This is a genomic window from Lentzea sp. NPDC051838 (genome assembly GCF_040681245.1).
Taxonomy (GTDB): Bacteria; Actinomycetota; Actinomycetes; order Mycobacteriales; family Pseudonocardiaceae; genus Lentzea.
The window spans coordinates 315,610-328,651 of sequence record NZ_JBFAYI010000005.1 but is presented as its reverse complement, the minus strand read 5'-3'; the positions used below and the strand labels follow the sequence as shown (position 1 = coordinate 328,651).

Below are 13,042 nucleotides of genomic sequence, written 5' to 3'. Positions count from 1 at the left end.
ACATGAAGACGTTTACACGAGCGGCCGCGACGATTCTCTGCGCGGCGGCACTGATCACCCCTGCCACCGCCCAGGCCGACGACCTGAACGACCCGCGGCTCAAGGACATCGCCATGCAGCTGGTGTCCAGTGCGGAGAACTCCTCTTTGGACTGGCGCGCCCAGTTCGGCTACATCGAGGACATCGACGACGGCCGCGGCTACACGGCGGGCATCATCGGCTTCTGCAGCGGCACGGGCGACATGCTCGACCTGGTCCGCCTCTACCGCGACTGGAAGCCGGGCAACGTCCTGGAGAGGTACCTCCCCGCACTGGAACGCGTCAACGGCACGCCGTCCCACGACGGCCTCGACCCGAACTTCCAGGGCGACTGGGAAACCGCAGCTCAGGACGGCACGTTCCAGGGTGCGCAGGAGCACGAACGCGACCGCGTGTACTTCAACCCGGCAGTGGGTCGCGCCAAGCAGGACGGCGTGCAGGCACTAGGTCAGTTCATCTACTACGACGCCATCGTGATGCACGGCGACGGCTGGGGTGACCTGGACTTCTCCAGCATCCGCCAGCGCGCGTTGAACACCGGCGCCCGCCCGCCTGCCCAGGGTGGCGACGAGCGCCAGTGGCTGCACGCGTTCCTCGACGCACGGGTCTGGGCGATGAAGCAGGAGCCTGCCCACGAGAACACCAGCCGGGTCGACACGGCCCAGCGCAGGTTCCTCAACGAGGGCAAGCTGAACCTTCAGACGCCCCTCCAGTGGCACGTCTACGGCCAGTACTTCGAGATCCGATAGAGCGATTCCGGCGGAAACGTTTGCAGGACAAGCGTTTCCGCCGGATTGCGTCTCCAGGGGCAAAATGTCCGTTTCGCGAAATAGTAAAGGCTCTTGCCAATAAAGGTATGGACCCCTTACCGTTGCTCCCACGCCGCCCGGGACCCCAACATCCCTGCCCCGGAGGGAAATCCGTGAAAATCACTGGTCGCATCGCGGCCGCACTGCTGACGTGCGCCGCGCTCTTCACCACGACGGTAGGCACCGCCTCGGCGGCCAACCTGGACGAACCGCGCCTCAAGGACATCGCGATGCAGATCGTGTCCAGCGCGGAGAACTCCTCTTTGGACTGGAAAGCGCAGTTCGGCTACATCGAGGACATCAAGGACGGCCGCGGTTACACCGCCGGCATCATCGGGTTCTGCAGTGGCACCGGTGACATGCTCGACCTGGTCGAGCTCTACAAGACGCGCAAACCCGGCAACGTGCTGGAGAAGTACCTCCCCGCGCTGCGCAAGGTGAACGGGACGTCCTCGCACTCCGGCCTGGACCCCAACTACACCAAGGACTGGAAGACCGCGGCCAAGGACTCCGTGTTCAAGGCCGCGCAGGAGTCCGAGCGCGACCGCGTGTACTTCAACCCGGCCGTGAAGCAGGGCAAGGCCGACGGCGTGCGCGCCCTGGGCCAGTTCGCCTACTACGACGCGATCGTCGTGCACGGCGACGGTGGCGACAAGACCAGCTTCAGCAACATCCGCAAGCGCGCCCTCGGCAAGGCGAAGCCCCCGTCACAGGGCGGCGACGAGAAGACGTGGCTCAACGCCTTCATGGACGCCCGCGTGTGGGCCATGAAGCAGGAAGCGGCCCACGAGGACGTCTCCCGCATCGAGACCGCGCAGCGCGTGTGGCTCAAGGCCGGCAACTTCGACCTGAAGACGCCGCTGAAGTGGAAGGTCTACGGCGACAGCTACACGATCAACTAGATCGCCGGGTAGTGGACGAAGAGGGGCGCTCCGAGCGGGGCGCCCCTCTTCGGTTTGGCGCGTTCGCGTTCAACGCCTGGATGATGGCGGGCCGCTGCTCGGGGCGCGTGCCGCGCAACGCGATCAGCAGTTCCAGCGCCCGGCTGCGGCTCATCGCTCGTGCCGCGACGACGACAGCGGTGACCAACGGGCCGACGATCGCGATGCTCGACCACATGGGCACCTCCCGCGCTTCGTTGTCTTCGCACCCCAACGATCGCACGAAACCGGCCAGCGATGTCGAGTCGGCGCGACGGCCGCGGGCCGAGTTTCGGTAACCACGCCGCGCAGCCACTTCGCCCAACAGCGAAACTGGCTGGCAGAACAGCCGGGGGCCTCACACGAATGCCTTACTGAGCAGTACTCCCAGGTCAGCGCGACGTGAGTAGTTCACCTCCGCCGGAACAGCCAGGTCGGACACCCACTTCAGATGGCCGTCGTCCCACACTGGCTGTAGAAGTGCAGAAGGGCGCGGTCTACTAGTAGGCTTCACCCTCCTGCTCCACCGCTTACAGCTGGGTCCAGTCGAGCACCGGCGCCGCGAAGTCGCGGATCGACGCCAGCAGGCCGAGCCTGGCCGCCTTGACGGCCGGGTCCTCGGCCATGACCAGCACCTCGTCGAAGAAGGTGTTGATCGGCGCGGTCAGCCCCTCGGCGGCAGCGACGAACGCCGCCAGGCCGGCGACATCGCGCGACACACCGTCGAACGCCTTGTGCAGCGCCACTTCCGCCGGCTCGGTCAGCACCGAGGCATCGTAGGAGGCGACCACGTCCGCCGGGACGATTCGGCGCACGCGCTGCAGAGCCGCAGCGAGAGCGTCGAAGGACTCGTTGCCCGCCAACGACTCCAGCTGCGTCAGCGTCTCGTCGGCCAGCACCGGTGAGTCCGCGAGCGGCAGCACCGCCTGGACGAACCGGTGCTCGTGGCCGGCGTCGAGCAGGGCCTGCTCGTAGCGCCGCACCGCGAACTCGCGCGCCGTCTCCCGCGCCTCGTCCGAGACCTCAAGGCCTTCCGAGGCAAGCGAAAGCGCCACCGGCAACGTGATCTCCCGCAGGTCCGGGAACGCCCGCAGCACGGTCACCGCGCCGAGAGCCGCACGCCGCAGGCCGAACGGGTCGGAGCTACCGGTCGGCTGCGCGCCGATGCCGAACAGACCGGCCAGCAGGTCGAACCGGTCCGCCAGTGACAGCAGGGCACCCGGCACCGACGACGGCAGCGCGTCGCCGGCCGAGCGCGGAAGCTCCATCTCCCACAGGGCCAGCGCGACCTCCGGGGTCTCCCCCGCCCGTTCCGCGTACTCGCGCGCCATCACACCCGCGAGCGACGACAGCTCGATCACCATCTGCGAGCCGAGGTCGAACTTGGCCAGCGCACCAGCCCTGTCCAAAGTCTCGCGATCCACCGAAACGACCGAAGCGAAACGACCTGCCAGAGCAGCGATGCGAGAAGCGCGGTCCGCCATCGAGCCCAGCTTGTCCGCGAACGTCAGCTTCGCGAGACCCGACTTCATCTCCTCGAGCGGAGTCTTGAGGTCCGCCCGCCAGAAGAACGCCGCGTCCTCGTACCGCGCCCGCAGCACGGCCTCGTTGCCCGCCCGCACGAGATCGACGTCGACCTCGCCGTTCGCCACGGCGACGAAGTGCGGCAACAAGGACCCGTCAGCCGACCGCACCGGCAGGTACCGCTGGTGCTTGCGCATCACGGTGGTCAGGATCTGACCCGGCAGCTCCAGGTACCGCTCCTCGAACGACCCGAGGATCGGCGTCGGCCACTCGACCAGGTTCGTGACCTCGTCCAAGAGCCCGTCGACCTCGACGACACCGCCGACCGACGCCGCCAGCGCCTGCGCGGCCTCGACGATCGACGCGGCACGAGCGGTGGCGTCGACCTGAATGCCGTGCGACGCGAGGAACTCCGGGTAACCGTCCGCAGTGGACACCTCGACGACCGGCGACGAAGCGGTGCGGTGCACCCGAGTGACAGTCCCGGAAGCCAGCGACGACACCGAGACCGGCACCGGCGTCGACCCCAGCAGGGCCAGCAGCCAGCGAACAGGCCGGGTGAACGACAGCTTCGGGTCGTTCCACTTCATGTTCTTCTCGGCACGCAGGTCCGAGACGACCTCGGCCAGCAACCCGCTCAGCACCTCGACGGCACCACGCCCGGCGTCGGTCTTGGTCAGAGCGACGAACTCGACGTCGTTCTCCACCACACGACCCAGCGCGGACACGTCCACGCCCTGGCCACGAGCGAAGCCCTGCACGGCCTTCGTCGGGTTGCCGTCAGCGTCGAACGCAGCCGAGACCCGTGGACCGCGCACCGTGCGCTCGGCATCCGGCTCGCGCGGCGAAACAGCAGGCACCACAACGACAATCCGGCGCGGAGTCCCGTGCACGGTCACCGCGCCGAAGGTCAACCGGGTAGCGCCGAGCTTGGACGTGACGGCGTCACGCACCGCGTCGACGGTCCGCAGCACCTCGTGCGGCGGCAGCTCCTCGGTCCCGATCTCGAACAGCAGGGTCGAAGGCGCCACAACGTCCTCAAAGGACGAGGGAACAGGAGCCAGAGCCGGAACCTCGGCCACGCCGAGCGGATGCCCGAGCTCCTCACGACGCTCAGCCCACAGCTGAGCGACGCCACGAGCCAGGCCTCGCATGCGCGCGAACGCCCGAGCCCGCTCGGTCGTCGAGATCGCGCCACGGGCGTCCAGCACGTTGAACAGGTGCGAGCACTTCAGCACGAAGCTGTGCGCCGGCACGGGCAGCCGCGCGTCGATCATGCGCTGCGCCTCGCCCGCGAACTCCTGGTAGAGCTTCTTGTTGCGCTCCACGTCCGCGTCGTCGAGGTAGTACCGCGACATCTCGTACTCGGCCTGGCCGAACGCCTCGCCGTAGGAGATACCCGGCGCGTAGGCGATCTTCTTGAAGTGGTCGACGCCCTGCAGCGCCATCATGATCCGCTCGATGCCGTAGGTGATCTCCACCGACACCGGGTCGAGCGTCATGCCGCCGGCCTGCTGGAAGTAGGTGAACTGGGTGATCTCCAGGCCGTCGAGCCAGACCTCCCAGCCGAGACCCCAGGCGCCCAGCGCGGGCGAGGCCCAGTTGTCCTCGACGAACCGCACGTCGTGCGCCCGGACGTCGATGCCCAGGGCTTCCAGCGAACCGAGGTAGAGCTCCTGCGGGTCGCCCGGATCCGGCTTGAGGATCACCTGGAACTGGGTGTGCGTCTGCAGGCGGTTCGGGTTCTCGCCGTAACGGGCGTCGTCCGGCCGCACCGACGGCTCGACGTACGCGACGCGCCACGGCTCGGGACCCAGCACGCGCAGCACGGTCGCCGGGTTCAGCGTCCCCGCGCCCACCTCGGTGTTGAAGGGCTGCACGACGATGCAGCCTCGATCGGTCCAGTACTTGGTCAGCGCGAGCAGCGCGTCCTGCATCGTCAACACGGCACGAGTCTACGAAACAGACAAAACCGCTGGTCAAGGGGCCTTGATCAGGTGGTCTCCGCCACTGTGTCACCCTTTGCACAACCGAGTGGAGCTTCCGCGCGTCTACTTGGAGTACCCGGATGTGCTGAGAGGAGTGGGTGTGGACAACCGGCCGCCGCGGCCAGGAGAACCGAACGGTACTCCCAGGCGACCCTCCGCCCCGCGTCCCCAGGCGGGGCAGCCCCGCCGTCCTCAGGTACCACCGCGCAGCAGCTCAGAGCCCCCGCGCAGGCAGCCGTCCGACCGGTCGGAGCCGCCCCGCAGGGAGCCCCAGAAGCGTTCCGAACCGCCCCGCCGCGAGCAGCCCAGGCGCTCGGAGCCACCGCGACGGGAGTCCGCGAGCCGCGCCGAGCCACCCCGCCGGGACTCCCCGCGCCGTGAACCGGGCCGCGCCGGCTCCTCGGCACCGCGCCCGCGTCCGGTCGCCGACCGCCCGACGGTCCGCACGACACCCGCGAAGGCCAAGGCCGCGGCTCCCCGCCCCAGGCCCGCGACCCGCAGGCCCGCGCCGCCCAAGCGCAGCGGTGCCTCCACCGGCGCCAAGATCTTCGTCAGCATGCTGTCCGCGGTGGTCCTGCTGATCACGGGCGTCGCGTGGAAGAACCTGAAGAGCCTGACGGAGAACCTCACCACGCAGAACCTGGGCATCGCGGACGCCGGCGAGAAGCCCGCGGACGGCGCGATCGACATCCTGCTGGTCGGCATGGACAGCCGGACGGACTCCAAGGGCAACCCGCTGCCGCAGAACATCCTCAACGAACTGCAGGCGGGCGGCAGCGACGACGGCGGGTTCAACACCGACACGCTGATCCTGCTGCACATCCCGAACGACAGCGGCAAGGCCTACGCCGTGTCGTTCCCGCGCGACTCCTACGTGAAGATCGCGGGCGGCTACGGGCGTCACAAGATCAACTCTGCCTACGGTTACGCCAAGGGTCAAGCGGCCGAGAAGCTGCAGGGCAGCGGCAAGCCCGCGCCGGAGATCGAGATGGAGTCGCGCAAGGCCGGCGCGAAGAACCTGATCGACACCATCCAGAACCTGACCAGCGTGACGATCGACCACTACGCCGAGGTCAACCTGGTCGGCTTCTACGACATCACCAAGGCCGTCGGCGGCATCGACGTCTGCCTCAACGCCAAGGTCCGCGACAGCTTCTCCGGCGCGAACTTCCCCGCCGGTCCGCAGACCATCGAGGGCAAGAACGCGCTGGCGTTCGTCCGCCAGCGCCACGGCCTGCCGATGGGCGACCTCGACCGCGTCGTGCGCCAGCAGGTCTTCATGGCGGGCCTCGCCAAGAAGATGCTGTCGGCCGGCGTGCTCACGGACAGCACCAAGCGCACCGAGACGATCAAGGCGGTCAGCGGCGCGATCGTGCTCGACGAGGGCTGGGACATCACCAAGTTCGCCCTGCAGATGAAGGACCTGACGGGCGGCAACATGTCGTTCCAGACGATCCCCACCGGCAACCCGGACCTGCAGACCCCCGAGGACGGCTCCGCGGTCGAGGTCGACGAGTCCGAGGTCAAGACGTTCGTGAAGAACCTCGGCAAGGAAGCGGCGGCGTCGTCGAACGCGCCGGACCCGAAGTTCAACAACGCCTCGGTCACCGTCGACGTCCGCAACGCCTCCGGCACGCCCGGCCTCGCGGCCACCGTGCTGCAGTCGCTCGTCGCGAAGGGCTTCGGCTCTGGCCAGACCGGCAATGCCGAGGCGATGACCAAGTCGGTCGTCCGCTACGGCAAGGGTGGCGAGGACGGCGCCAACGCGGTCCAGAAGGCCCTCGGCGGCGTCAAGATCGAAGAGGACGTCAACGTGCCCGCAGGACACGTCCGCGTGTTCCTCGGCTCGGACTACTCGGGCCCCGGCTCCCAGGGTTTCACCGGTTCCGGAGTACTCGCCCTGGACGGTGCCCGTCAGCAACCGGCTGACCCCGCTGCCCCGAAACCCATCACCGCAGACGGCGTGCGCTGCGTAAACTGATACTGAGAGTAGAGATATATACCCCATTCGGGGGATTCCGGCAGTAAGTTGCGTAAGCGCCGAAGAACTCGCGCCTTCCATCACCGTGAGACCTGCTCACGGGGTGGAGGGACCAGTGCCTACTGCGAACGGCCAAATCGACACAGCGGCGTACCAGCGCGTGCTCGGTGATGAGATCCGCAGCCTTCGCAAGCAGCGCGGATGGACCCGCAAGGAGCTGAACAAGCGGCTGCAGACCGAGATCTCGCTGCAGACGCTCGCGACCTACGAGCTGGGCACCCGGCAGTGCTCGGTGGTGCGCCTGGTGGAGATCTGCCACGCCCTGGACGTTCCGGCACACGAAGTCCTCGCTCGTGTGCACGAACGCTTCTTCGGCGACACCCCCGCCGGCCACCTGACCCTGAACCTCGCCGCCGTCGCCGCGTCCGACAACCCGCGGCTGATCCCGTTGAAGCGTTGGGCCGCAGGGCGTTTGCACGCGTTGCCACCCGGAGCGTCGCCGGAAGTGCATCTCGACCTGCCCGCGTTGGAGAACATGGCCCAGCTGTGCCAGTTGCCGACGGTGGAGCTCATCCGAACCCTGCGTGCGCTGAGCCGCTAGTTGTACCGAACCCAGTTCACGCCAACGGAACGACCGCCCGAAACGGTCACTTCTCCACCGCCGGTAGCATCGCCGGGGTGAACGATTCCCCCGCCCGCCTCCCATTGCGCACCGCGGCCGCAGTGAAACTGGGCAACCTGAGCTCCTCGCTGTCCCAGAAGATGGGTCTCGGCGCAGGCGGCATGATCGGCGGCCGGGTGGCGCTGAAGCTCGACCCGCAGGCGCTGAACCGCTTGACGCAGGGCCGCAAGGTCGCCGTGGTGACAGGCACGAACGGCAAGACCACCAGCACGATGATGCTCGCCAGGGCCGTCGCGGCGCTGGGTGAGGTCGCCACGAACCACAGCGGCGCCAACATGCCCGACGGTCACGTCACGGCGCTCTCGAAGCAGCCGGACGCCCCGTACGCCGTGCTGGAGTGCGACGAGGCCTACTTCCCCGCGGTCGCCGGTGCGAGCAACCCGGCCGTCTGCGTGATCCTGAACCTGAGCCGCGACCAGCTGGACCGCGTCGGCGAGGTGCGCACGATCGAGCGCTCGCTGCGGGACTCGATCAGCCAGCTGCAGAACTGCACGATCGTCGCCAACTGCGACGACGTGATGGTGACGAGCGCGGCGTGGAACGCCTCCAAGGTCGTCTGGGTCGCCACCGGCACCGGCTGGCACCACGACTCGGCGAGCTGCCCCCGCTGTGGCAACCCGATCCGCTGGCAGGGCGAGCACTGGCACTGCACGGGCTGCGACCTCGCGCGCCCGCACCCGAACTGGATCACGGCCGACGAGTCGATGATCACGCCGGAGCACCAGAAGCTGGAGCTGCGCCTCACGCTGCCCGGCAAGTTCAACCAGGCCAACGCCGTCATGGCGTCCGCCGCCGCGCACGCCATGGGTGTCCGCACGGAGGACGCGATCGCCCGGCTGCGCGGCGTCTCCAACGTCAGCGGCCGCTACCGCACGATCCAGCGCAACGGCCGCAGCGCGCGCCTGCTGCTGTCCAAGAACCCCGCGGGCTGGAGCGAGACCCTCACGGTCGTCAAGGAGGCCAACCACCCGGCCGTCCTGGTGATCAACGCCCAGGAGGCCGACGGCCGCGACCTCTCGTGGCTGTGGGACGTCCCGTTCGAGCGCCTGCAGGGCCGGACGGTCATCGCGTCCGGCGAGCGCGCGACCGACCTCGCCGTTCGCCTCACGTACGCCGAGGTCCAGCACACGATCGTGCCCGACCCGCTGAAGGCCATCGACCAGATGCCGCAGGGGGCGGTCGAGGTCATCGCCAACTACACCGCGTTCCGCGACTTGAATGCCAGGGCTGCCGCTGATGAGTGAGTCGACAATCCAGATCGCGCTCGTGCTGCCGGATCTCCTCGGCACGTACGGGGACTTCGGCAACGCCGTCGTCCTCGAGAAGCGCATGACGTGGCGCGGGATCAAAGCAGAGATCGTGCCGATCAACTACGGCGAGCCGGTGCCGGACTCGTGCGACATCTACGTCGTCGGCGGCGGGGAGGACACGGCGCAGACGCTGGCGGTGCAGCACCTGATGGCGCACCCCGGCGTGCAGCGCGCCGCGGCGAAGAACGCCGTCGTGTTCGGCATCTGCGCCGGCATCCAGATCTTCGGCGAGAGCTTCACCCGTGCCGACGGCGAGACGCACCGCGGCATGGGCCTGATCGACTCGTCCTCGCACGCGGGTGGTGTCCGCGCGATCGGCGAGGTCGTCGCCGAGCCCGCGAACGGCCTGTTCGAGGGCCCTCTGCTCGGTTTCGAGAACCACCAGGGCCGCACCACGCTGGGCCCGTCCGCCCAGCCGCTGGCGCACGTCAAGGTCGGCACCGGCAACGACGGCCGCGTCGAGGGTGCTGTTCAGGGCCGGATCGTGTGCACGTACCTGCACGGGCCGGTGCTGCCGCGCAACCCGGCGCTCGCGGACATGCTGATCGAGTGGGCGACGGGCACGAAGGTGGCGCCGCTGGACCTGCCCGCTGTCTCGGCCATGAGGGCAGAGCGGGTCAAGGCAGCGTCGTAGAGCCGTCTATGCGCGCGGGGCGGGCTCGGGCAGCTTCCTGAGCCTCGCCTCCACGCCTGGCCAGATCACGCCCATCACGTACTCGGTCGCGAGCGCGGGCCCTACCTTGGGCCTGCGCTCCGTCCACACCGCGAGCCGTTCCGTCGCCCCGACGACGATCTCCGCGAACGCCTCGGCCTCCAGCGGGTCGATGTCCGGCGTGAACGACGCCAGCACGGCCCCGATCATGTCCGTCTGCTGCTGACGGATGCCTTCCACCTCTTCTTGAGCCGACGGCACGGCCACGGCCGCCTCCTGCCGCAGCAACGCCCACGACCGGCGGTGCTGGTCGATGAACTCGAAGAACGCCAAGAGCCCCAGCCGCAGGAACTCCTCCGGCGACCCAGCGCCCGAGATCGCCGCCGCCGTTTTCTCCCGCAGCTCCGTGCGCGCCCGGTGGATGCAGCCGATGAGCAGGCCTTCTTTCGAGCCGAAGTACTCGTAGAGCATCGGCTTCGAGACGCCGACCCGTTCGGCGATCTCGTCCATCGACGTGGCCAGATACCCCTGCTCGGCGAAGATCTCCTCCGCGACGGTGAGCATCTGCGCCATGCGCTGGGCCTTGGGCATGCGCCGCCGGGGTGCTGGAGCAGTCACGAACGGAGTCTACCGCTCGTAACTTACTTCGAGTAACCTACTGCGAAGTAGGCTCAGCGAGCGGAGGGACTCCCCCATGCATCGAGAGACGAAAGTGCTGGTCATCGGCACCGGCTTCTCCGGCCTCGGCATGGCCGTCGAGTTGAAGCGGCGCGGTGAGCACGACTTCGTGGTCCTCGAAAAGGCCGCCGACCTCGGTGGCACGTGGCGGGACAACTCCTACCCCGGCTGCGCGTGTGACGTGCCGTCGCACATGTACTCGTTCTCGTTCGAGCTGAACCCGAAGTGGTCGCGGATGTTCGCGCAGCAGGGCGAGATCTGGGACTACCTCAAGCACGTCGCCGACAAGTACCGGCTGCGGCCGCACATCCGCTTCAACACCAAGGTCTCCGGCGCGCAGTGGGACGAGGACACCCAGCGCTGGGAGGTCACGACCGAGCAGGGCGACACGTACTCCGCCCAGGCACTCGTCGCGGGCGTCGGCGCGTTGCACATCCCGAACATCCCCGAGCTGCCGGGCATCGAGAACTTCAACGGCAGGACGTTCCACTCAGCGCAGTGGGACCACGACTACGACCTGACCGGCAAGCGCGTCGCCGTCGTCGGCACCGGAGCGTCCGCGATCCAGTTCGTGCCGAAGATCGCCGGGCAGGTCGGCTCGATGAAGATCTTCCAGCGCACGTCGCCGTGGATCATGCCCAAGGCCGACCGCGAGATCAACGGCTGGGAGCAGAAGCTGTTCCGCGCCTTGCCTTTCACGCAACGGCTGTACCGCGACTTCGTGTACTGGACGCGCGAGTCGAGCGCTCTCGGGTTCGCGGTGAACCCGAAGATCATGCGACTCGCGCAGGGCATCGCGTTGCGGCACATGAAGAAGCAGGTGCCGGACCCCGTGTTGCGCCGGAAGCTGAAGCCCGACTACACGATGGGCTGCAAGCGCGTGCTCATCTCCAACGACTTCTACCCCGCGCTGGGATACCCGAACGTCGACCTGGTGACCGACAAGATCACCGAGGTGCGCGAGAACTCCGTTGTGGACAGTGCCGGCGTCGAGCACGAGGTCGACGTCATCATCTACGGCACCGGCTTCCACGTCACCGACTCGTTCGACTACCTGGACGTCCAGGGCAAGGGCGGCGTCGACCTCGCGAAGCAGTGGCGTGAAGAGGGCATCGAGACCTACTACGGCATCACGGTCTCGGGTTACCCCAACCTGTTCTTCCTGCTGGGCCCCAACACCGGACTCGGGCACAACTCGGTCGTGTTCATGATCGAGTCGCAGATCCGGTACATCTCGCAGTGCCTCCGGCTCCTCGACAAACACCGCGCAGCGGAGCTGGACGTGCGAGTGGAGGCCCAGCAGGAGTTCAACCGCGAGATCCAGGGCAAGCTCCGCAAGGGCGTGTGGACCCAGGGCGGCTGCCAGAGCTGGTACCTCGACGCGCAGGGCGTGAACCGCACCGTGTGGCCAGGGTTCACCTGGCGGTACTGGCAGCGGACCAAGCGCGTGCGCGCCGAGGACTACGTGCTCACTTCTCGTCAGACTTCCGAGCGCGAACACGCACCACCACAACGGTGACGACGAGAACTCCGAACGCCGCCAGGACGACGGCGAAGAGCGTTCCATGCGGTACTTCGGGCCAGAAGTAGCGAGCCGCCCGATAAGCGCCGAACATGATCGCCACCGCGAGCACCCACAGGGAGAACTCGCTCGACCCGCTCATACGTCACGCCTGTTGAAGTAAGCCGACGCGGCCATTGCGATGATCAGCGTCTCGAAGAGGAAGACGCTGAAGCTGAGCACCGGGCTGAGCGTCGCGTTGACCTCCGGCACCACGAACGCCAAGCCCGCGATCGTGGGCCACAGGTCCGTGAGGTTCGGAATCCCCAGCAGCGGAGCCGCTGCCACCGGGATCACGTACACCACCGCGATCATGGTGAGCACGGCGCCGATCGTGTTCCTCAGCAGGATCGCCACGCTGACGGTGAAGGCACCGAGAACAGAGAGGTACGCCCCCATCCCCAGGATCGTTCTCATCACCTTCAGGTCCACCGCCGGAGCCTGCCCGCGGGCCGCCGCGTCGACGAGAACGATGAACACGGCACTGAAGACGCCGAGACCGAATCCGAAGATTGCCATCGTGACGCATTTCGCCGCCACCACCCGATGCCTTCGAGGTGCGGCGAGCAGAGTGCCGTGCATTGTGCCGTGCCCGAACTCCGTGCCCACGAAGACCGCGCCGACGACCGCGAATCCCAGCTGCAACAGCAGCAGGGAAAGGGTGATCAGGGCGACACCATCTGTGGCAGCCGGCCCTTGCTGCATGGCCACCACAGCGATCAGGACGGTGGTGGGCGCCATGAAACCGAAGAACGACCACCAGACCGCGCGCTGAGTGCGCAGCCTGATCCATTCCGCGCGGACGAGATTACCCAGTTCCGACCACAGCGGCTTCCCCGTGACAGCGCGCCCGGCGACTTCGTCCGACTCTGAAATTTCGAGATTCTCACTCATCTGC

General features: G+C 67.8%; 13 protein-coding genes. 7 read left to right on the top strand and 6 right to left on the bottom strand.

Annotated features, from left to right (window positions below; all coding sequences use genetic code 11):
* Positions 1 to 2 precede the first annotated feature (2 nt).
* Entirely contained in the window at positions 3 to 788 is a 786-nt protein-coding gene (locus AB0M24_RS15245) for a chitosanase (RefSeq protein WP_363766615.1), read from the top strand.
* Positions 789 to 895: 107 nt separating this feature from the next.
* Positions 896 to 1,750, top strand: coding sequence for a chitosanase (locus AB0M24_RS15240; RefSeq protein WP_363766613.1), 855 nt, complete (start codon positions 896 to 898; stop codon positions 1,748 to 1,750).
* On the opposite strand, the gene AB0M24_RS15235 is transcribed toward AB0M24_RS15240, so the two are convergent.
* The 3 genes from AB0M24_RS15235 to AB0M24_RS15225 form a co-directional block, all read right to left on the bottom strand.
* Positions 1,743 to 1,967: a hypothetical protein gene (locus tag AB0M24_RS15235; protein WP_363766610.1), complete on the bottom strand. Its 225-nt coding sequence runs from the start codon at positions 1,965 to 1,967 to the stop codon at positions 1,743 to 1,745. The genes AB0M24_RS15240 and AB0M24_RS15235 overlap by 8 nt on opposite strands.
* Positions 1,968 to 2,298: 331 nt before the next feature.
* Positions 2,299 to 5,229: a glycine--tRNA ligase gene (locus AB0M24_RS15230; RefSeq protein ID WP_363767115.1), complete on the bottom strand. Its 2,931-nt coding sequence runs from the start codon at positions 5,227 to 5,229 to the stop codon at positions 2,299 to 2,301.
* Positions 5,230 to 5,472: 243 nt separating this feature from the next.
* Entirely contained in the window at positions 5,473 to 5,838 is a 366-nt protein-coding gene (locus AB0M24_RS15225; RefSeq protein WP_363766608.1) for a hypothetical protein, read from the bottom strand.
* Here AB0M24_RS15225 and AB0M24_RS15220 point away from each other — a divergent pair.
* From AB0M24_RS15220 to AB0M24_RS15205, 4 genes are all read left to right on the top strand, one after another.
* Positions 5,837 to 7,261 carry an LCP family protein gene (locus AB0M24_RS15220; protein WP_363766605.1) on the top strand — a complete coding sequence of 475 codons (1,425 nt, stop codon included), beginning with the start codon at positions 5,837 to 5,839 and terminating at the stop codon, positions 7,259 to 7,261. The genes AB0M24_RS15225 and AB0M24_RS15220 overlap by 2 nt on opposite strands.
* Positions 7,262 to 7,376: 115 nt before the next feature.
* Positions 7,377 to 7,862 carry a helix-turn-helix transcriptional regulator gene (locus tag AB0M24_RS15215; RefSeq protein WP_363766602.1) on the top strand — a complete coding sequence of 162 codons (486 nt, stop codon included), beginning with the start codon at positions 7,377 to 7,379 and terminating at the stop codon, positions 7,860 to 7,862.
* Between the two features lie 77 nt (positions 7,863 to 7,939).
* Positions 7,940 to 9,187, top strand: coding sequence for a MurT ligase domain-containing protein (locus AB0M24_RS15210; protein ID WP_363766599.1), 1,248 nt, complete (start codon positions 7,940 to 7,942; stop codon positions 9,185 to 9,187).
* Positions 9,180 to 9,887 carry a glutamine amidotransferase gene (locus AB0M24_RS15205; RefSeq protein WP_363766596.1) on the top strand — a complete coding sequence of 236 codons (708 nt, stop codon included), beginning with the start codon at positions 9,180 to 9,182 and terminating at the stop codon, positions 9,885 to 9,887. Before AB0M24_RS15210 ends, AB0M24_RS15205 begins: the two co-directional genes overlap by 8 nt.
* A 6-nt stretch (positions 9,888 to 9,893) precedes the next feature.
* Here AB0M24_RS15205 and AB0M24_RS15200 read toward each other — a convergent pair whose 3' ends face one another.
* Positions 9,894 to 10,478, bottom strand: coding sequence for a TetR/AcrR family transcriptional regulator (locus AB0M24_RS15200; RefSeq protein ID WP_363767113.1), 585 nt, complete (start codon positions 10,476 to 10,478; stop codon positions 9,894 to 9,896).
* A 121-nt stretch (positions 10,479 to 10,599) separates the two neighbouring features.
* Between AB0M24_RS15200 and AB0M24_RS15195 the strand changes: the two genes are divergently transcribed.
* A complete protein-coding gene (locus AB0M24_RS15195) occupies positions 10,600 to 12,102 on the top strand; it encodes an NAD(P)/FAD-dependent oxidoreductase (RefSeq protein WP_363766593.1) in 1,503 nt (500 codons plus the stop codon).
* On the opposite strand, the gene AB0M24_RS15190 is transcribed toward AB0M24_RS15195, so the two are convergent.
* Complete coding sequence (locus AB0M24_RS15190; protein WP_363766590.1) at positions 12,053 to 12,247, bottom strand: hypothetical protein; 195 nt, start codon at positions 12,245 to 12,247, stop codon at positions 12,053 to 12,055. The two genes, AB0M24_RS15195 and AB0M24_RS15190, sit on opposite strands and share 50 nt — an antisense overlap.
* The gene (locus tag AB0M24_RS15185) at positions 12,244 to 13,038 is read right to left on the bottom strand and encodes an ABC transporter permease (RefSeq protein ID WP_363766587.1); all 795 of its coding nucleotides are present in this window, start codon (positions 13,036 to 13,038) and stop codon (positions 12,244 to 12,246) included. The genes AB0M24_RS15190 and AB0M24_RS15185 overlap by 4 nt, the downstream gene beginning before the upstream one ends.
* Positions 13,039 to 13,042 lie beyond the last annotated feature (4 nt).